The sequence below is a fragment of the Niallia sp. MER 6 genome, assembly GCF_023714395.1.
GTDB lineage: Bacteria > Bacillota > Bacilli > Bacillales > Cytobacillaceae > Niallia.
This window is the reverse complement of record NZ_JAMAUK010000023.1, coordinates 56,596-75,602: the sequence shown is the minus strand read 5'-3', so window position 1 is coordinate 75,602 and position 19,007 is coordinate 56,596. Positions and strand designations below refer to the sequence as shown.

The window sequence follows — 19,007 nt, the reverse complement described above, 5'->3', positions numbered from 1 at the left end:
GAAAATCTTTTTACTCATTATTTTCTCCGTCTCCATGTTTCTCTAGTTGTGTTACATAATTATACAAAAAAATACCCTATAGGTAGACTTTTTTTAAGTGTCTACTCTATAGGGTACATTTTACTTTTAAGACCTGGCTTTAAATAGCAGTAAATAAAGAATCTCACTGACTACTTTCCTACGCTGGCATCATCCAGATCAGGTCCGAAGGGTTAAAAAAATTGCTTTTTTCTCTCAGCCCTCCATGCGGGCACCCCTAGTAGTTAAATGGTTATGTAAAATTTAGCTTAATCATAAACCTAACTGTTTCTAATGTAAAGAGATTTTTTACTTGCAATAGGAACTATCTATTGTTTTATTCGTAAATAAAGTGGAGGTGTTTAGTATGTTCAATAGCAAATCTGAATGTTCCGTATGCAGGAAGGAAATTAGGGAGAATGACATTGTGTATGTAAAAATGCGCTATCCTATGCGTAAAGGAATGACCGAAATAAAGGCATATTTAAAAAATGAAGGAACCCTTATTTGCGAGAACTGTATTAAAAAAAGGTAAGGGAACCTTATTTTAAACAGTTCCCTTACCTTTTTATTAAACAAACTTTATTTCATACCCTGCTTGGAAGGTTTCCCCTGCTTCAAGCTTATTCATTCCGAATTTTTCATTTAACTTTCCTGTTGTGTTATATAGATCAGCAATCCCGTACCATGGTTCAATACATACAAATGGAGCCATTGTTCCTTCTGGTTTAGAGTAGTTCGACCAAATCCCTACAAAAGGAAAATCTTTAAATGTAACTTCGACCCCATGATTTGATTTATCTGACACTAGTTTTATCGCATCAATATGACTGTAGATTAATGCATCATTTTCAAAAAGGGAATCCTTCACCTGAATAGAATCAATATCATTAGCAATCCCTTTTTCATGAATAAGCGAATCCTTCAGCTCATATTCCATAACATCTTTGTTTTCAGCTGTTGTAAACTGGAGGACATAATCCTCGGCAGATTCATCATCTAACAGCGGAACTCTAAAGGCAGGATGTGCACCGATGGAGAAAAACATCTCATCCTTATTGTCATTGACTATTTCCCAGCGGACAGAAAGAGAATCCTCCAGCAAAGAATAGTGAATATACGCTGTAAATTCATAAGGATAAACATCAAGAAAACTCCCGTCCGACTTAACAACAAAGGAAACAGCATTGTCTGTTTTCTTCTCTATATCAAAATCGGCATCACGCAAAAAGCCATGCTGTGACATCGGGTATGATTTTCCATTTAGTTCATATTTGTCCTCCTTTAAGCGGCCCACAATCGGAAATAATACGGGAGAAACTCGTCCCCAATATGCTTTATCCCCTGTCCACATATAATCCAGTTCATTCTTTTTATGCTGCACTTTACGAATTTCAGCACCGCTGCTTGCAATTTCTACCTTTAACCACTCATTTTCAATTACAGTTGTCATTGAAATTACCTCTTTCCCAGTAATATTATAAGAATGCAACGCAATAACCTTTTATTTACATTTAATATATATATTGTTATCATTTAGCTATTATTTAATAAAGGAGCTCGATCATGATCAATCGTATTTCAGATTATCTTCAAGTACCGAAAGCTATAATAAAGTTTGGACTGCTCTCCATTGTCATCGCTATGAGCTTTTCCTTATTTAGTCTTTCAGAAAAAATTGGTGAATGTATTGGTAAGCTATTATTCATTGTTACACATTAATTGCTTATCCATTACATACCCACTACTCCAAAAAATAAGCCACAAATTTAGATAGTTAGCGCAATAACCGTCTCTATTAAATCCTCGACTTCCCCATAACATTTGTTAACTTCCGGTAAATGATAAAAGGTGCTTGTCGCTTCTAAATTATTCACTTCCTTATTAGGGGAATAGAGGAATATCTTTTTCCCCAAACCAATTGCTATACCTAATTCAATATGACTCCCTTTTCCAGCCGGAAGTATAACAATTATAAAATCACTATTTTTCACAGCTGCTAACTCTTCTTGTCCGATTTTCTCTAAAGCTTGTAAGGATGTTGCTCTGTTATTTAATGTCCAATCATATGTATGGATATATCCTTTATCAATAAGCAGTTTACTGATATTTCGTACTTCATTCTTATTTTTAAAGCTTGATGCAATATAAAACGTTCGTTGCTGCATTTGCTATCTCCCTCAATTCCTATAGCCATTATAACATTATTTGGTATACGGACACCTCAGCAACTATTAAAAATTTAATATTTATGTTTATAATTATATTAAACAGGGTATTAAAAAATGTTGTATATAGAAAGTTGATAGTAAGTGAGGGGATAATTCTTGGGAATACTGATTGTTGATGATAATGAAGCTAATTTATTCGTCATAGAAAAGCTGTTGCAGCGTGCTGGGTATACAGATTATCTGTCGTTTACTTCTGCACAGGATATGTTTAACTATTTATATTCAGATAAACCATTTGTAATAGAGAGTCAGGTTGATGCTATCTTAATGGACATTATGATGCCGGAAATTGATGGAATAGAAGCTTGTAAACAGCTCCAGCAAGTAGAGCATCTGAAAGATATTCCAGTCATTTTTGTCACAGCGCTAGAGGACTCATGCAAAGTGGTTGAAGCATTAGATGCCGGTGGCACAGATTATTTAATGAAGCCGATTAACAAAACAGAGCTGCTCGCAAGACTTCGCGTTGCAATCAGGTTGAAATATGAAAAAGACTGGCATAAGAAACAAGAAGAGAAAATCAGAAATGAATTGGAGCTGTCAACACAAGTACAAACAAGCGTGCTCAGCCCACCTATACATAAAGAAAACTTGCTTATTAAGGCATCCTATCTGCCTGCATTTCAATTGGCGGGAGATATGTACTTTTGGTATGAGATTAGCGATCATCGTTATGCCGCCATTCAGCTTGATATGATGGGCCACGGAATTTCCGCTTCGCTTGTATGCATGTTTATTTCCTCTGTATTGCGTGACACAATTCAAAAAAATCCTGATCCTGAGAATGTGATACAAGATTTAAACCGCCGAATGAGCACACTAAATTCAAATCAAAAAATACCATATTATTTTACAGCGATATACTTAGTACTAGATACAAATGAACGAACGATAGAATACATAAATGCTGGACATTTGGACGGTTATGCCCTAATTGACGGTACAACAACAGTAGAATTGAAAAGCAATACGACAGCTGTCGGCTTCTTTGATGATATCAGAACAAAGAAGAATATCATTCACTACTCGAATTCTGTTCAGCTTATTCTTTGTACAGATGGTGTCCATGAAGCGATTGATAAATATGGAGAAACGGGTATCGACTTGATAAAGAAGGCTGCTTCCTGCCGGCTTGCTGATGCGAAGACATCGGAACCGATTGACTTAATTACATCTAAAGACCACCAGAAAGGTGCTACAGACGATATGTGTGTAGTCTTAATACAAGCAGATTGAAGGCGATCTATATAAAAAAGCAGTGCTTCCTAATAGGAAGCACTGCTTTTTTTACGGAATATTTTCTCTTGTGTATTAAAATTTTCAAAGTAGGCAGAATCACTGCGAATTGTCTCTTTGCTTCCTAAGCCAAGGAAGCCTCCCGGGCTTAAACTTTCATTGAATAATTCATATACTTGCTGCTGTAATTCCAGATTAAAATAAATCAGGACATTGCGGCAAATAATTACATGAAATTCATTAAATGACCTGTCTGTTACTAGATTATGCTGTGCAAACACGATATTTTTCAGGATTGACGGCTTTAAAATAGCTCCGCTGCTGTCTGCTGTATAGTATTCGGAGAAGGAACTATTGCCGCCAGCGGCAAGATAGTTTTTCGTATAAGCCTGCATTTTTTGCAGGGGGATTACCCCTGCTGCAGCTTTTTCCAACACAACGTCATTCATATCAGTAGCGTATATCTTGGCCTTATGTGCCAATCCTTCCTCCTCTAGCATAATTGCCATAGAATAGGCTTCTTCACCAGTAGAACAACCTGCATGCCAGATCCTGATTTCAGGGAGCTTCCTTAATAAGGGAACTGCCTCTTCTCGGAAAGCCTTAAAGAAGGAGGGGTCTCTAAACATCTCAGTAACATTAATAGAAAAGTCACGGAGCAGCTTATAGAGAACATCTTCGTCATGAATAATTCTCTCTGTTAGTCCAGTAATGGTTAGCAGCTTTTCTCTGTTTAACCGATTTTGGACCCTCCGCATTAAGGACGAACGCATATATTGTCTGAAGTCATACCCAGTCAATTTGTATACAGCTGTCAAAAGTAAATCTAATTCAATTTCTTCTTTTTCCATACTAATTCATTTCCTTGTCTTTTCTACTTAGAAGAATATACAGCATTATGACAACCATACTCTCATGGCAGATAATAATTGATCCAGTTTCAGAGGTTTGCTGATATAATCAGATGCCCCTGCTTCTATACATTTATCGCGGTCACCTTTCATTGCTTTCGCTGTTAATGCAATGATTGGAATGTCATTGTTTTGCTCCATACCTCTAATTTTTCTAATTGTTTCATAGCCGTCCATGACAGGCATCATAATATCCATTAACACAATATCAAAATGCTCTAATTCATCCATCTTTTCAAGACATTCAGCGCCATTTTCTGCGGTAATAACATTCATGCCTTCTTTATTTAAAGCATTTTTTAATGCAAAGATATTACGATGGTCATCATCTGCTACAATGACTGTTTTCCCTTGCAGTACAGTAGATGGTGAGTGTTCTGTATTACTCTCTTCATTTACTGCTGCTGCATTCTCAGGCTCGGCCTCGTCAGAACCAATTGCAGATGCTGCTTGATCTTCCGCTATGCTGTCTATGCCAATTAGAGGGATTCCTCCCGGCAAGTTCGGAATGAAAATCGTGAATGTACTTCCTTCTCCTTCCTTGCTTTCTACTAAGCACGTGCCTCCAAGGAGTTGGGAGAATTCCTTCGAAATGGATAAACCGAGACCTGTTCCTCCGTATTTCCTCATTGTTGCTCCATCAACCTGCTGGAATGCTTCAAATATCATCGCATGTTTATCTGCTGGGATACCAATACCAGTATCTGTTACAGACATCTTCACCCATATATCCGCATAATTGGAGAGCGGAAGCTGCTTCACTTCATTCATTTCTGCTTTATTGACAGAAATCTTAACACTGCCCTCTTTTGTAAACTTAAATGCATTTGATAACAGATTTTTCATAACCTGCTGCAATCTTTGTTCATCTGTATAGATGATTGGCGGAACATCCTCATGGAAATCAATCTCAAAATCTAAGCTTTTGCTTTTCGCTATTTGCGTAAAGTTTCGTTTCAATCTGTCAACAAATTCACTTAAGTACACTTCTTCAAAGCTTATTTCAAGCTTTCCTGCTTCCACTTTAGAAAGATCGAGAATATCATTAATAAGATTTAATAGATCATTTCCAGACGAATTGATGACTTTTGCAAATTCCTTCTGCTCAGAAGATAATTCGCTGTCAAGGTCATCTGCCAGCATTTCTGAAAGCAGCAAAATACTGTTAAGCGGCGTTCGAAGCTCATGGGACATATTTGCAAGAAACTCGGACTTGTATTTCGAGCTAAGTTTAAGCTGCTTTGCCTGCTCCTCCAGTTCTTCTTTCACAGTCTGCAGTTCCTCTGTTTTCAGTTCTGCATCATTCGTTCTTTCCTCGAGCTGCTCATTAATCATCCGCAGTTCTTCTGTCTGTGTTTGCAGCTCTTCCGATTGGGCCTGCAGTTCCTCCGATTGGGTTTGAAGCTCTTCTGTTTGTGCTTGTGATTCAAGCAATAACCGCTCTACTTCCATTCTTCCTAGTATATTCATAATTCCAATACCTAAGGTTTCGAGAACATTTTCAACCAGTTTTTGATCTGAAGCGGTAAATTCCTTAACGCTTGCTATTTCCAGAACAGCGACAACCTCATCCTTCACCAAGATTGGTGCAATCAGCACAGATTTCGGTCTAACCTCACCTAATCCAGTTGAAATAAATCGGAAATCTTCAGGAATATTAGGAAGAACAACTATTTTCTTGTCACGCACCGTTTGCCCGATAATACCTTCACCAGCAGTAAATGTTTGTCTTCCTGCATCTGAATCTGCATAAGCAGCGACTTTTTTGAAAACAGGCTCTTTACCTGTATCATCCTGTACATAAAACGCTCCAAGGTTTGCATCTATTGCTGTAACAATTTTTTTAAGGAACTGTTCAGCAAGTGAGGTTACAGAAACATGGCGGCTGTAAAGCTTGATAATTTCCGCAGAATTGGATTGCACCCAGTTTTGCTCAGATATTTCTGCAACAAATTGCTTTTCTTTTACCGTGTAATTTTCAAGGGATGCCGCCATTGTATTAAATGCTCTCGCGATATCCCCAATTTCATCCTTCGTTTCCAGTTCAATGCGCGGCACAGACACTAAATTAGTAAAATCAACATCCTTAATGACATGAACGATGGAATTAATATTTCTAGTTGTGCTCCTAATAACCCACAGCATGACAGTGACAATCAGGATAAGTGCGACAGAAACAACCGAAATAAGGGCAATAACAAGCTGTTTATATGTTGCGTTTGCCTCATCGAGGGCATCACCCATCAAGGATTCTTGATAGTTTTTAAACTCATCTATTTTACTTAACAAATCCCTCCGGTTAGAAATCCCTTCATCATAAACCGCTTGAAGCTCTTGCTTTGTGCGATTATCATTGTACAAAGTGATCATTCTGCTTTCCATTTGAGAAAAATTCTCATATAAATTACTGATTTCTCTGAGAAGAACCTTTGATTTGTTCGTATTTAAGATAGATTCAAGTTCTGTTATTCTTGTATTTAGAAGCGAAATTTGTTCTGCTGACGATTCAACAAATTTCGTATTATTTTCCTCGCTGCTGCTGATCAAATTCAACATATTGCGGTCTTCTAAATAGATCTGCTGTCTGATTTCTGTTGCTTCATTTACTTTATGATAGCGGTCCTGCACAATCTCTAGCATATTGTCTCTAATGGACTGCATCATAATAAGTATGATTCCCATTAAGAGGACCATAAATAAAACGGTCAATCCTAAACCAAAATATTGCTTTCTTTTGTAGCCCACACGAGTTCCTTCTTTCTACTTGTCTATACCATCAACTATAACAAACTTTTTGCTAGTTTACTAATTTACATCTAAGTCTCTATGTATGTTAATAGGTATACTATTTAAGAGTTTCAATAATAATCTATTATCTTACTCTACTTAGGTTCCATCCAAGAAGTAATTATATCACAAAAATAATTGATATTACTTTCCTTCGCTAAATGAAAAAAGAACTTCCGCTGATTAATTCTTGGGGATGCTTTAAATCTACCTGTCTATCCTTTTAAAATAGTCATAAACCTTTTGCAGCTTTTTGCTTTGTTTTCCCTTTTTGCTCTCCATATTTCCAAGTTCAAAGAATTTAACTCTTTTTATTCCGACAAAATTAAATAATGCCTTTTTCATTAGAATCTTATGAGCATTATTCAACCAAAGGAGCGGATAATGAGTAGGTCCTTTCATGGTAGAAACACAAACAACAGATTTTCCTTTTAAAAGCCCCTCCGGAAATAGCCCTTTTTTATCTTTATAAGCAAAATTAGAAGCAAACATTTGGTCAATATATCCTAAAAGCATGGCAGGCGGTCTGCCCCACCAAATCGGATAAACAAAAACCAACTTATCAGCCCATTTCATTTGCTGCCTATATTTTTCTAAGAACGGATCAATATGCATGTCTCGCCTGCGTTTTTGTTCATTGAACACTAATAAGGGATTAAAGCCTTCTTCATATAAATCAAGAACTTGGATTTCTTTAATGTTTTTATTTTCTTTACTCCCCTTCAGCACTTGTTGGAAGAACGCATAATTCAAGCTTTTATGATTTGGATATGTATATACTACTAACATCTTCATTCGAACACCTCTTTCTGTTATAAAACTTTGTTCAGCTTATCACGTTAAACAGTAATCCCTTTAATATTCTCACATTAACAATAAAAACCTTTTTTATCTTTTAATAAAGTGTTTATTATACAAATTTTGTTTTTCTTTTCTTAGGGCTTTGCGCCTCACCAACTATAAATAAGCAAATAAAATATAAGGATCTATACACGATAGCTGTAAAGGAGGAAGCAAATGTCTGTATATGCAGTTGAATATATAAAAGATGTTGAGGAAGGAGAAATGGCTGCAAAGTTATTCCTGTGCAGTGACGGAAATGTGTATATTGTAAAATTGATGTCAAACCCAAACGGAAAGAGATCGTTATTCAATGAATTAGTATCGTATCGATTAGGCGAGCTTCTAGGTCTCCCAATAGCGACAGGTAAAATAATTATCTTCTCAAAAAAGAAACTTAAAGATCCAAAATTATTAAAAAGAATGGCTATTGAAGAAGGACCTCATTTTGGAAGTTTACTTATTAAAAATGCAAGCATGTATTCATCTGATAAGCTCTACCATTGTAATAATACTTTCACACTCCCTGAAATTATTATGTTCGACAATTGGATATCGAATTACGATCGAAGGGAAGAACGACAAAACATATTGCTAACCGGCAATAATCCATACCAATTGGCATTTATTGATCACGCTGACGCCTTTTATGGTCCTGAGTGGAGTATTGAAAGTCTCAACTATTATACATGGAACAATCATGTCATCTGGGGGTCTACTTATGAAGAATTTGTACCCTTCATCGATAACGCCGACCCTTTCGGATTGGCATTAAATAAGCTTTATTCTATAAAAGACGAGGAGATTGCCGCTGCATTTGGTAAAGATATTCCTTCCGATTGGCAAGTCTCAAAGGAAGAAGTAAAAATGCTGCTGTTCCATCTGATAATAAAAAAACAACAAATGAAGAAGACAATTGCTGATTTAAGGAGTTACTTCCCGATTTGGAATTCTTCAAGACTCTAATACAGCTTTTATGTACAGATTCTCAAAAAGCAAAAGAAAAAAGTTCATTTTTGTAGTGTTTGTCCTAGAACAATTTTCTCCTTAAAGTAATATTTTATAGTAACTTATAAATTGGAGTTGATGAATATGCCACCTAAACCCCCAAAACCTCCAAAGCATCATAAAGGTCCCCATAAAAAACACCATCTTCCGCACAAGTTAAAAGGTCTTAAGGGAGTTACCGGATTAACTGGAATGACTGGAATGACCGGGATGACTGGGATGACTGGGATGACTGGGATGACTGGGATGACTGGGATGACTGGGATGACCGGAGTTGCCGGAATGACAGTTTCACAGAATCAGAATCCTATGACAAATGATCAAGATTATCAAACATGGATTGAAGATTTGTACAACCAGTATATTAATCCTGAAGACTAAACAACATGATTGTCTGCATCCTATAACGGGATGCAGATATATTTATATGGAGGAACGTATGATTTCAATTAGCTTATGCATGATTGTCAAAAATGAGGAAAACACACTCGGCAGATGTTTAGATTCCTTAAAAGATATGGTAGATGAAATCATTATTGTAGATACAGGCTCGACAGACCGCACCATTGAAATTGCCCGGACATATACGAATAATATTTACCATTTTCAATGGATTGATGACTTTTCAGCTGCCAGAAATTTCGCCTTTGAACATGCGAGCAAGGAATATATATTGACTATGGATGCAGATGACATCTTTGATGATACAGAAAAGTTATCCCGTTTGAAAGAAACACTTCCATCAACCGTGGATGCAATCACAATGAAATACCAAGCCGCTTTTGATGAGGCAGGCAATGTTTTAGCAAGCCTGAGGCAATTTAGGCTTGTGAAACGCTCCAAACAATATAAATGGCACGGAGCAGTGCATGAATATCTAGATGTGAGCGGAGAAATCTATCATAGTGATATAACCATTAGCCATAAAAGAATTCACCTTAATCATAATAGGAACTTGCTCATTTACAAGAACCTTCTAAATCAAGGAATTTCATTTACGCCGCGCGACCTGTTCTATTATGGAAATGAACTATATGATAATGGCTTTTATGAAGAAGCGATTCCTGTCTATATGGATTTTATTCAGACTGAAGATCATTGGCTGGAGGATGAAAGAACTGCTTATCGCAAAATATCTGAATGCCATACCCAAATGTCTAACATAGACCATGCTGTTGAGTATGCATTAAAAACATTTCAATGTGGATTTCCCCTTTCTGAAGACTGTTGTCGTCTCGGATTTCTTTTCCTGCAAAAGGATGATCCCAAAACAGCACTTCATTGGTTTCAATATGCGACAATTCTTCCCGAAGTAGATGAAGGCGGCATTATTTACCATGGCTGTTCTACATGGATTCCTCATTTACAGTTATGCGTTTGCCACTCTATGCTGGGGAATAGCAAGAAAGCATACCAGCATATTGTAATCGCTCACAAATTCAATCCTACCAACAGTTTAATCATAGAAAATAAATATTTGTTAGAAACGCATATTAAACAAACTCCTCTAAATTAATGGAGGAGTTTGTTCTTCTAAACACTTATGTTTTTCTGTTATAAATTTTATAAAAGTACTCTTGCATTGTTAAAAACTCATAGCCTTTTTCTCGCAAATTTTCAATTATCCTAGGCAATGCTTGCACTGTCCTTTCCCTAGGCCCTCCTCCATCATGCATGAGAACAATTTTATTTTCTTTCCCGGCTCTGATACCTTCCATCACACGTTCTTCAATTTGGTCTTCCTGAGATAAATCCCAATCATTTGTATCAATATCCCATAATACTGGTATTAGTCCAAGTTCATGTATAGTCCGGTAAATCTCCTCATTAATCGCTCCATACGGCGGTCGAAAGAACTTTACATCTTGATTGGCAGTTTTCTTGAGCTCCAGATTAAGAATTTCAATTTCTTCTAGCAAAACATTCCTTGATATTTTAGTAATGTCTGGATGGTTCATTGTATGGTTTGCCACCGTATGCCCATCCTTCACTATCGCTTGAAGAATTCCAGGATATTTGTCTAGACTTTCACCTAGGATAAAAAAAGTTGCTTTTACTTGAAGTGTTTTAAGGATTTGAAGAATCTCCAGTGTATAGGGTGATGGTCCATCATCAAATGTTAAAGCGATAAAACGTTTAGAGTCAGCTTCCACAATTATCCCCTTTCTTTTGCAAAATAGTTTATATATAAAATATGCCAAATTGTTATCAATGTTTTTCCCATTTGTACCATATTTAAATTTATTTCATACAAGCCGTTTCATGGTTGTCCATCTTTTCATATATTAATAAAAAATTGCTGGTGGTGACTCCTTTTGAGAATACTCTTTATTGATAGTAATGAACTTTTAATGTATGGGTTAGCAGCCGGGTTCAGGGATGCGGGTCATGAAGTTTTGGTTTCAGGAAAAATAGACGAAAAGACAATTCCTAATTTAATTGCGAGCTTCCGGCCTCAGCTTATTTTTACTGAGGGATGGTCTGAAGAAAATGATAGTCCTTGGAAGCAGAAATTAATAAGTTCACAAGTGAAGGCTTCGGGAATACCACATATATATTGGGCTGTAGAGGATCCCCATTTCACACTTGACTTTACTCTTCCTCTGATCGCTAGAATGAAGCCAGACTTTATTTTCACCTTAAGTACAAGTTTAGTGGATTTCTACAAGAAACTAAAAATACCTGCTGCTCATCTTGATTTCGGCTTTGAGCCCAGCATTCATTATCCTGTTTCTAATGCTCAAAATATCTATGATATTGTAGTGGTGGCAAACGCCTATCCTCATATTCTTACAGAAGCTCCTGAGCATTATCGGAATAAATCCCTGCAAACTCTGATAAAACCATTAGTTGAGGAAGGTATCCGCATTGACTTTTGGGGAGCAGATTGGGATAAAATGGGCAATGTACTTGGCGTAAATATCCCAAATGATTGGATTCATGGTTATTTACCATATAGAGATGCTTATAAAGTGTACAATAGTGCAAAAATAATCATCGGACCGCAAAATTACAAATCACAGGTTACGCAACGTACGTATGAGATTTTAGGATCTGGAGGCTTCTTAATCACTTCTGACACTCCGGGGGTTAGAGAATTATTCACAGCCGGAAAAGATTTGGTTGTATCTTCTAACAAGCAGCAAACGCTTAGTTTAGTCGACTATTATTTGAACCATCCAGAAGAAAGAACAAAAATCAAAATACAAGGACATAAAACTGTTTCTAATCACTCCTATGAGAAAAGAGCTAAACAAGCTATCCAATCACTGATTAAAGAAGGAATAATTAAATAATCCTAACTCCCTCTTGTCGGTAGGTTTTCGCATTACAAAGACAGAATAACGCTCTCTCACTGAAATGTATGTATACACACTCCATATAGAAAGCTGTGAGGTCATGTATCTGTCCTTTTTGATTTTATTGGAATGAAATAGCTCCGTAGTAAATAGCTTTATAGCAGGAGGTGTTTCCATTGCTAAAAATCTTTAAAAAACGGTGGATACTCTTTGATCAAGCGGTCAGCCCTTATAAGCCGTATGTAACGGTTGATTATGGCGTCACTTCCGTATCACCTAGAGATATCATAGGCTTAAGCCATACACCAAAGGAGATTAAAAATGATGAGAAGCTGATTGAACTAAAGAAATCTGTTGAAACAAAAGGCTGGGATGATAAATTGCTTGCTGATTTACACTTAGTCCGTCTTCCTAATGGGAAGTATGCTGCTGCCGGGGAAGGAAATCATCTATCTTACCTTTCCGATCAGTTAGATATTCCAAAAATAAAAGCCCATGTTTCGATCCTCATTCCAGAAGAATATATCCCAGAAAATATAAAAGCAGAGATGGAAGAGTACACAAATAAAGAATATTTGTTTGAAAAACGGTCTTCTACACTGCTTTCTCTTGCTAAATTTCTAAATTTACTCCCTAAGGAAGAAAAAGAGTAACCACTTTCCATTAAAAGTCTCTATAAAAAAACAGAGCATCCTGTGGCTGCTCTGTTTGATGATTTATGTTTTAAATACGCTTTGCACTGTAGTATTTAGCTTTCCAATAGCTGTTGCTTAAACTTGTAATTGTTACGCCTTTAGTAGAATCTGCATGAATAAATTTATTGTCACCTATGTAAATACCGACATGGGAAGCGCCCTTTTTATAGGTTTGGAAAAATACCATATCTCCCTTTTTCAGCTTGCTTTTAGAGACTTTTTGACCTTTTTTGTATAGGTCAGCGGTAGTTCTTGGCAAGCTTTTGCCTGCTTTTTTAAACGCATAGTTAACAAAGCCTGAGCAATCAAAACCAGCTTTTGTCGTGCCGCCCCATTTATATTTTGTTCCTATTACCTTTTTGCCTTCTTTAACTGCTTTATCCTTATAGGAAGCAGAAGCAGCCTCTACCTTTCCTGAATCAAGTGGAGACGGAATAAATACTCCTGCGAGTAAACTTAAACTTGCCAATACTGCGATAATGGCCTTCTTCATGATGGTAACCTCCAAAATTATGTGTTTTCCATTGGCTATGTATCTCGACGTTTTAACTATCTTAGTATATCAATATATTCAGAAAAATATAGTGAATTCTCATTACACTTTCATTAAGAAATATTACGAGTATTACAAATTTCGCTAGTTTTTGAAATGATAGAGGAATATTAAGGAAGGGTTGCCAATTCTAAAAAAATAACCGCCTAAAAAGGCGGGTATACTTTTGTAAGAAAGTAGTTTAGACTCTATTATTTAAACCTTCAAACTCGTTCATTTTCCCACAAATCTCTGATTGCGTGGAACTTACCACTTCTTGAGAGTTTTTGGTGACTTCACTAACCTTATTTACCTCTGTTGCTATATTTTCAATATTACTGTTGATTTTTTTAATAGCGTCTTCCACATTTCCAGCTAGTTTCCTTACTTCTGTTGCAACCACATTAAAACCACGTCCATGCTCGCCTGCTCGTGCAGCTTCAATTCCTGCATTTAATGCGAGTATATTGGTTTGTAAAGATATATTTTGAATGGATTTAGACAGTCCTCTAATTAAATCTGTTTGTTCCTGTAAGGATTGAATCGCCTGCATATTCTCCTTAGCGTTATCACTGACTATTTCACCTAGATCTAAGGAAAGATTCTTTAATAAGGAAACAAGCTCTAATGTTTTGTTTTCACGCTCTGTAATATCTGTAGCTATTTTGAGTACTGCTGCTGCTTCCCCATTATCGTTTAATACAGGAATATAGGTGGCTTCCAGCCATAATAAATTTCCGCTTCTGCCAACTCGTTGGATTTTCTCCTGGAACTTAGTGCCTTTTCTTAAGTTTTCCCATAAAAGTGCATATTCCCTGCTGTTTTGCAATTCTTGTGTGCAAAACTGCTTATGAAGCATGTCTTTCAATGCATGCACACTATATCCAAGTGTATTTGCAAAATGTTCGTTTGCCCAAATGACCTTACCAGTCAAATCAAATTCAACAATTGCCAAATTAGATTCTAGTGCTGCTAATACAGAGTTGGCTTCTAACACTTGAGTACTTTTGTTGATTTCTCCAGTTGTGTTCAAGTTCGTTCTTCCTTTTTCTATTTAGTTTTTAATTACAATTTTTAGAGATACTACTAGTTCCGTACAGCTTTAATATTTATTAATCACAGTCTCTTCAATTTATATCGTTATTCTCCCTTCGGTAACCCAGCCATCGTAGAATTTCCTTAGACCTGTGGTTTTGCGTCCTTATCTTTCAACAAGTTTGCCTTTTTCTAGAGTTTGATTCTACTTCTAATTAATTTCCAGCTACTATTTATAACGGCTGTAATTCAATGTTTAAAATAGGAAATTACTCCTATATTTTATCCTATTAAAGGATGAGAACTTGATAATGTGGAAGTAAAACTACTAAGCAGTTTTTTTAGAGGAGTATTATTGAAGGAGGAGTAGAATGACCAGGCCTATAAAAAATCATGTGGGAACTATCTTTATCCCTGTTAGCGATATTGAAAAAGCAAAAGATTGGTACTGTGACTTTTTAGGTTTGCCTGCAAATGGTGAAATCTTGTTTGATCATCTGTATGTATTGCCAATGGAAGGAACAGGCATTGTGCTGGACAGCAAAATATACGCAGAAGGAAACATTATTAATACACCATTATTTCATTTTAATACAGAAGATATTAAGGCAGCATATGCGTACTCAGAAAAAAAACAAATTGAGTTAGTTACCACCATTCAACATGAACATTATTTCACTTTCAAAGACCCGGATGGAAATCATTTAATGGTTTGTAAATGTTAAATAAGAAGAGATCAGGTTAGCTGATCTCTTCAAACGGAGTTATTTGTAACAGGATTTGAGCTGCTTACTTTCTTTACTACAAAAACGAGGACGATAAAGCCCATGAAACATGTTGCTGTGCCAACACCCATTAAGCCTAAAACAAAGGCAGCTATACACCAAATGAATTCTTTAAAGACCCTCACCTTCCTCCTAATACTCTTGTCTTGATACATATGCTTTATCTGCGTATAATTTATAGCAAACTCCAAATATGGAATTTTTTAGAGGAAAAACAAATGACAATTAGTAAATATAGAAAGAAGTGATCTTGTGACTACTCATAAGGCATTAATTATCGATGATGATACAGAGCTTTGCAAACTGCTTCAGAATTGTCTGGCCACAGCTGGCACTGAAGCAGATGTTGCTCATACTGCTTCGAACGGCATATCCCTCTTCCTTAACGGCCATTATCATGTTGCGATACTTGACGTGATGCTCCCTGATATTAATGGCTTTAGTTTATTAGAACAGATTAGGCAAAACAGCAATATTCCCATTTTAATGCTGACAGCTAAAGGTGATGAGACAGATAAAGTGAAAGGCTTGCAGCTTGGTGCAGACGATTATTTAACAAAGCCCTTTGGTATTCGAGAGTTTCTGGCCAGAATTGAATCTTTAATCAGGAGAAATACCATTTTAAACGCTCATGATTCGAAGGCTCTTAATAGTAAATTAACCTTTCCTACTATTACTTTCGATGCAGACAATCGCTCTGTTTTCATAGATAGTGAGTTTGTGAAACTGACAGCAAAGGAGTTTGACTTGCTGTATTTTTTGGCTTGTAACAAAGGCAGAATCTTCACAAAAAGCCAGTTATACAATCAAGTCTGGCATGATGAATATGCTTTTGATGATAACAATATCATGTCCTTTATTAGTAAATTAAGAAAAAAAATTGAGAATCCCGCCAAAGGCCTCTTATTTATTGAAACTATTCGCGGAGTTGGTTATCGGTTTAATCATCATGGTTAATATTTTATCTATTATTTTTTCTGTTATTTTGCTGCTCATTGTTATTTTCCTATTCATTTACATACGTAGTATAAAAAAAGAGCTGAACGATATTACCCTTGTAGTCGATGAGATGGTGCAAGGAAATATGGACAGGCGTATCGTTATTGCTGAAAATTCCATTGCTGCAGAGTTAAGCTATAAAATAAACGAAGTTGTTATTAATGCGAAGAATGAAATTGTCCACCATAAACAATCTGAAAAAGCATACCGGCAGTTGGTTACAAGCTTGTCCCATGATATAAGAACTCCTTTAGCCTCTTTAACCGGCTATCTTGAAGCAATACAACTAGGTTTAGTTAATGATAGTGATAAAGACCATTATTTGAAGACATCCTTATCAAAAGCGCATGATCTCCATCATTTCATTGATACTCTGTTTGAATGGCTGAAGCTGGAATCAGGTGAACGGCTGTACCAACTGGATGAAGTGGAGATATTTGAATATACAAGAACAATAGTGGCTGACTGGATTCCTCAGCTGGAGGATGCTGGCATGGACTATGTTATTTCTATTCCAGAAGAAGTGCAGTATATGATAATAGATAAGACAGCATGGAAACGTATATTAGACAATCTCTTGCAAAATGTATTGAATCATAGTTCTGCTTCCTCTCTGTTCATACATATTTACATAAAAAACAGTAATGTCTATGCGGAAATACGAGATAATGGGATTGGAATTGCTGAATCTCATTTACCACATATTTTTGATAGGCTTTATAAAGGAAATTCTGCTCGTGGTGTGAAAGGCAACGGACTTGGTCTAGCTATCGTGAAGGAATTAGTTAAAGGAATCGGAGGAACGATAACCGTAGAGAGCACTCTAAAGCAAGGTACAGCTTTTTTTATGGAGCTGCCTTTACATCTCCCTTCAAGCAAACAAGAATAATTCAAGTTAACGGCAAGGTTTAAGCAAGGTTAGCCTGTTATTCTTGTAAGGAAAGGAGCTGAATGATTTGAGCGATTATATTATTCAAACGAAAAATCTGACAAAAAAATATGGAAACAATACAGTGGTCGACGGTGTACATATAAATGTACGGCGAGGACATGTTTACGGTCTGCTAGGAAGGAATGGTGCAGGCAAAACGACAATAATGAAAATGTTATTAGGATTATCCTCCATATCTGCTGGTGAAGTTCACTTGTTCGGGCAACCACTTAATAAGAATCAAAGTAAGCTGTACCCAAGGATTGGGTCTATTGTAGAAATTCCAGGCTTTTATCCTAATCTCACTGGAACGGAAAATCTGCAGATATTTGCTAGGTTGAGAGGAACGATAAAAAAAGACGCAGTAAAGCGTGCCCTTGAAACAGTGGACCTTCCTTATAATGACAGCAAAAAGTTTGCAGCCTATTCTTTAGGAATGAAACAGCGGCTTGGGATAGCAAACGCCCTTCTTAATGATCCGGAATTATTGATTTTAGACGAACCAACAAACGGTCTTGATCCAATTGGAATTGCAGAAATTCGTGCTTTCATCCGCAGCTTAAGTACAGAGTATGGAAAAACGATTCTTATATCCAGCCATATTCTTTCAGAAATTTCCTTAATGGCAGATGATATCGGCATTATTGACAAAGGTGTTCTACTAGAAGAAAGCACAATGGCAGAGCTTGAAAAGAAGAACAATAAGTATATTCGTGTTTGTGTTTCATCTCAATCACAGGCAGCACATGTTCTTGAACACAGCCTTGCTATTTCCGACTATTCCGTCGAAGCAGACAACTCTATTCGAATTTACGATACTACTGTAAATCCTGAAGAACTAAATAAGCGCTTAGTAACAGCTGGTGTGGGTGTTTCTACTATTCAAATATGCAATGATAATCTAGAAGAATACTTCAAAAAAATTACAGGGGGTGCAGGCATTGCTTAATGTTCTTGCTGCAGAATGCATGAAGCTTCGTCGCAATAAACTAATGCTAGTTTGCACTTGTCTCGCTCTTCTCCTGCCATGCCTGCTCATTGCAGATGACCTTTACCAGTACAAAGGCACAACACCTGATGATCCTGTTATGACTTGGCTCTTTAGCCAATCCTTATTGTGTCAGTTAATTATTTACCCAATCTTGAGCTCCTTTTTACTGACATTTCTGATTCAAAAAGAATATAGTGACCATACAATGATCAATACGATGACCGCACCTGTTAAACGTGAAAAATTTCTGGCTGGAAAGATAATTGTTTGGGCTGTGTGGCATATGATAATAACCCTGCTTTATCTTGGCATTATTCTTGCTGGAGCTTACTTCTTATACGGCAGTCAGTCTTCGAGCAGATCTGTCCCAGAAATGATAGAAATGGTGGGAAAAACCGGAGTATACAACTTTTGCACACTCACTCCTGTCATTTGGATAGCTGTTATGCAAAGGAAAACCTTCTACCCTTCTTTGCTATGTTCCCTTATTTTCAGTGCGATTGGATTTGCTGGGTTATACTGGCCGGAAACACTAAGCAGCATCGTACCGTGGTCTGCGGTAGCATTGTTAACCGCTCCAGGAGTAAACGTGTTTTTCGGTATAGCATATGCTTCTATAAGCATATGTGCAATTGTTGGCCTATTTATGTCCTTCTATTCCTTCAAGAATCAGGAGTTATAAGGTTAATTGGCGGGGAAAAAGAGCATT

At 36.7% G+C, this 19,007-nt stretch carries 21 protein-coding genes and 2 riboswitches; of the genes, 12 read left to right on the top strand and 9 right to left on the bottom strand.

Going from position 1 to position 19,007, the window contains the following annotated elements:
- Positions 1–158: 158 nt before the first annotated feature.
- Positions 159–268: riboswitch (TPP riboswitch) on the bottom strand.
- Positions 269–589: 321 nt separating this feature from the next.
- Positions 590–1,471 (bottom strand): aldose 1-epimerase family protein, encoded by an 882-nt coding sequence (locus M3600_RS21395; protein WP_251647503.1) that lies wholly within the window; start codon positions 1,469–1,471, stop codon positions 590–592.
- A gap of 113 nt (positions 1,472–1,584) precedes the next feature.
- Here M3600_RS21395 and M3600_RS21390 point away from each other — a divergent pair, with 113 nt between their 5' ends.
- Entirely contained in the window at positions 1,585–1,740 is a 156-nt protein-coding gene (locus M3600_RS21390) for a hypothetical protein (protein WP_233315041.1), read from the top strand.
- A gap of 47 nt (positions 1,741–1,787) precedes the next feature.
- Here M3600_RS21390 and M3600_RS21385 read toward each other — a convergent pair whose 3' ends face one another.
- Positions 1,788–2,186 carry a nucleoside 2-deoxyribosyltransferase gene (locus tag M3600_RS21385; RefSeq protein ID WP_237942954.1) on the bottom strand — a complete coding sequence of 133 codons (399 nt, stop codon included), beginning with the start codon at positions 2,184–2,186 and terminating at the stop codon, positions 1,788–1,790.
- 159 nt (positions 2,187–2,345) lie between these two features.
- Here M3600_RS21385 and M3600_RS21380 point away from each other — a divergent pair, with 159 nt between their 5' ends.
- Positions 2,346–3,485, top strand: a complete 1,140-nt coding sequence (locus tag M3600_RS21380; RefSeq protein WP_237942956.1) for a PP2C family protein-serine/threonine phosphatase — start codon at positions 2,346–2,348, stop codon at positions 3,483–3,485.
- 29 nt (positions 3,486–3,514) lie between these two features.
- Here the strand turns inward: M3600_RS21380 and M3600_RS21375 are convergent, their stop codons facing one another.
- From M3600_RS21375 to M3600_RS21365, 3 genes are all read right to left on the bottom strand, one after another.
- Positions 3,515–4,336, bottom strand: coding sequence for a CheR family methyltransferase (locus M3600_RS21375; protein ID WP_233315039.1), 822 nt, complete (start codon positions 4,334–4,336; stop codon positions 3,515–3,517).
- A 45-nt stretch (positions 4,337–4,381) separates the two neighbouring features.
- The gene (locus M3600_RS21370; RefSeq protein WP_233315038.1) at positions 4,382–7,141 is read right to left on the bottom strand and encodes a sensor histidine kinase; all 2,760 of its coding nucleotides are present in this window, start codon (positions 7,139–7,141) and stop codon (positions 4,382–4,384) included.
- Positions 7,142–7,390: 249 nt separating this feature from the next.
- Positions 7,391–7,978, bottom strand: coding sequence for an NAD(P)H-dependent oxidoreductase (locus M3600_RS21365; RefSeq protein ID WP_251647501.1), 588 nt, complete (start codon positions 7,976–7,978; stop codon positions 7,391–7,393).
- A gap of 222 nt (positions 7,979–8,200) precedes the next feature.
- Here M3600_RS21365 and M3600_RS21360 point away from each other — a divergent pair, with 222 nt between their 5' ends.
- The 3 genes from M3600_RS21360 to M3600_RS21350 all read left to right on the top strand — a co-directional run bounded on the left by M3600_RS21360 (position 8,201) and on the right by M3600_RS21350 (position 10,547).
- Positions 8,201–8,989, top strand: coding sequence for a HipA family kinase (locus tag M3600_RS21360; RefSeq protein WP_251647499.1), 789 nt, complete (start codon positions 8,201–8,203; stop codon positions 8,987–8,989).
- A 126-nt stretch (positions 8,990–9,115) separates the two neighbouring features.
- On the top strand, positions 9,116–9,412 hold the full coding sequence (locus tag M3600_RS21355) for a hypothetical protein (RefSeq protein ID WP_251647498.1): 297 nt from the start codon (positions 9,116–9,118) through the stop codon (positions 9,410–9,412).
- A 58-nt stretch (positions 9,413–9,470) separates the two neighbouring features.
- Complete coding sequence (locus tag M3600_RS21350; RefSeq protein WP_251647496.1) at positions 9,471–10,547, top strand: tetratricopeptide repeat-containing glycosyltransferase family 2 protein; 1,077 nt, start codon at positions 9,471–9,473, stop codon at positions 10,545–10,547.
- 25 nt (positions 10,548–10,572) lie between these two features.
- On the opposite strand, the gene M3600_RS21345 is transcribed toward M3600_RS21350, so the two are convergent.
- On the bottom strand, positions 10,573–11,184 hold the full coding sequence (locus M3600_RS21345) for a polysaccharide deacetylase family protein (RefSeq protein ID WP_251647494.1): 612 nt from the start codon (positions 11,182–11,184) through the stop codon (positions 10,573–10,575).
- 162 nt (positions 11,185–11,346) lie between these two features.
- Between M3600_RS21345 and M3600_RS21340 the strand changes: the two genes are divergently transcribed.
- Positions 11,347–12,327: a CgeB family protein gene (locus tag M3600_RS21340; protein ID WP_251647492.1), complete on the top strand. Its 981-nt coding sequence runs from the start codon at positions 11,347–11,349 to the stop codon at positions 12,325–12,327.
- A 179-nt stretch (positions 12,328–12,506) separates the two neighbouring features.
- The gene (locus tag M3600_RS21335) at positions 12,507–12,983 is read left to right on the top strand and encodes a hypothetical protein (RefSeq protein ID WP_233315031.1); all 477 of its coding nucleotides are present in this window, start codon (positions 12,507–12,509) and stop codon (positions 12,981–12,983) included.
- Positions 12,984–13,053: 70 nt separating this feature from the next.
- On the opposite strand, the gene M3600_RS21330 is transcribed toward M3600_RS21335, so the two are convergent.
- Both M3600_RS21330 and M3600_RS21325 read right to left on the bottom strand, forming a co-directional pair.
- Positions 13,054–13,518 carry a C40 family peptidase gene (locus tag M3600_RS21330; protein ID WP_251647490.1) on the bottom strand — a complete coding sequence of 155 codons (465 nt, stop codon included), beginning with the start codon at positions 13,516–13,518 and terminating at the stop codon, positions 13,054–13,056.
- A gap of 241 nt (positions 13,519–13,759) precedes the next feature.
- Positions 13,760–14,590, bottom strand: a complete 831-nt coding sequence (locus M3600_RS21325; RefSeq protein WP_233315029.1) for a methyl-accepting chemotaxis protein — start codon at positions 14,588–14,590, stop codon at positions 13,760–13,762.
- A 117-nt stretch (positions 14,591–14,707) separates the two neighbouring features.
- A riboswitch (cyclic di-GMP riboswitch) is annotated at positions 14,708–14,789 on the bottom strand.
- Positions 14,790–14,963: 174 nt separating this feature from the next.
- Between M3600_RS21325 and M3600_RS21320 the strand changes: the two genes are divergently transcribed.
- Complete coding sequence (locus M3600_RS21320) at positions 14,964–15,317, top strand: VOC family protein (RefSeq protein ID WP_233315028.1); 354 nt, start codon at positions 14,964–14,966, stop codon at positions 15,315–15,317.
- Between the two features lie 29 nt (positions 15,318–15,346).
- Here the strand turns inward: M3600_RS21320 and M3600_RS21315 are convergent, their stop codons facing one another.
- Positions 15,347–15,502: a hypothetical protein gene (locus M3600_RS21315; RefSeq protein ID WP_251647488.1), complete on the bottom strand. Its 156-nt coding sequence runs from the start codon at positions 15,500–15,502 to the stop codon at positions 15,347–15,349.
- A gap of 127 nt (positions 15,503–15,629) precedes the next feature.
- On the opposite strand from M3600_RS21315, the gene M3600_RS21310 reads away from it, so the two are divergent.
- From M3600_RS21310 to M3600_RS21295, 4 genes are all read left to right on the top strand, one after another.
- Complete coding sequence (locus M3600_RS21310) at positions 15,630–16,334, top strand: response regulator transcription factor (RefSeq protein ID WP_251647486.1); 705 nt, start codon at positions 15,630–15,632, stop codon at positions 16,332–16,334.
- On the top strand, positions 16,288–17,265 hold the full coding sequence (locus tag M3600_RS21305; protein ID WP_251647484.1) for a sensor histidine kinase: 978 nt from the start codon (positions 16,288–16,290) through the stop codon (positions 17,263–17,265). Before M3600_RS21310 ends, M3600_RS21305 begins: the two co-directional genes overlap by 47 nt.
- A gap of 67 nt (positions 17,266–17,332) precedes the next feature.
- Complete coding sequence (locus M3600_RS21300; protein ID WP_251647482.1) at positions 17,333–18,256, top strand: ABC transporter ATP-binding protein; 924 nt, start codon at positions 17,333–17,335, stop codon at positions 18,254–18,256.
- Positions 18,249–18,980, top strand: a complete 732-nt coding sequence (locus M3600_RS21295) for an ABC transporter permease (protein WP_237942967.1) — start codon at positions 18,249–18,251, stop codon at positions 18,978–18,980. The genes M3600_RS21300 and M3600_RS21295 overlap by 8 nt, the downstream gene beginning before the upstream one ends.
- Positions 18,981–19,007: the final 27 nt, after the last annotated feature.

Excerpts from the sequence above, each read along its gene's own strand:
- M3600_RS21355 (WP_251647498.1), top strand. The coding sequence starts at position 9,116 with ATGCCACCTAAACCCCCAAAACCTCCAAAGCATCATAAAGGTCCCCAT.
- M3600_RS21360 (WP_251647499.1), top strand. The coding sequence starts at position 8,201 with ATGTCTGTATATGCAGTTGAATATATAAAAGATGTTGAGGAAGGAGAA.
- M3600_RS21390 (WP_233315041.1), top strand. The coding sequence starts at position 1,585 with ATGATCAATCGTATTTCAGATTATCTTCAAGTACCGAAAGCTATAATA.
- M3600_RS21375 (WP_233315039.1), bottom strand. The coding sequence starts at position 4,336 with ATGGAAAAAGAAGAAATTGAATTAGATTTACTTTTGACAGCTGTATAC.
- M3600_RS21395 (WP_251647503.1), bottom strand. The coding sequence starts at position 1,471 with ATGACAACTGTAATTGAAAATGAGTGGTTAAAGGTAGAAATTGCAAGC.
- M3600_RS21320 (WP_233315028.1), top strand. The coding sequence starts at position 14,964 with ATGACCAGGCCTATAAAAAATCATGTGGGAACTATCTTTATCCCTGTT.
- M3600_RS21350 (WP_251647496.1), top strand. The coding sequence starts at position 9,471 with ATGATTTCAATTAGCTTATGCATGATTGTCAAAAATGAGGAAAACACA.
- M3600_RS21385 (WP_237942954.1), bottom strand. The coding sequence starts at position 2,186 with ATGCAGCAACGAACGTTTTATATTGCATCAAGCTTTAAAAATAAGAAT.
- M3600_RS21330 (WP_251647490.1), bottom strand. The coding sequence starts at position 13,518 with ATGAAGAAGGCCATTATCGCAGTATTGGCAAGTTTAAGTTTACTCGCA.
- M3600_RS21365 (WP_251647501.1), bottom strand. The coding sequence starts at position 7,978 with ATGAAGATGTTAGTAGTATATACATATCCAAATCATAAAAGCTTGAAT.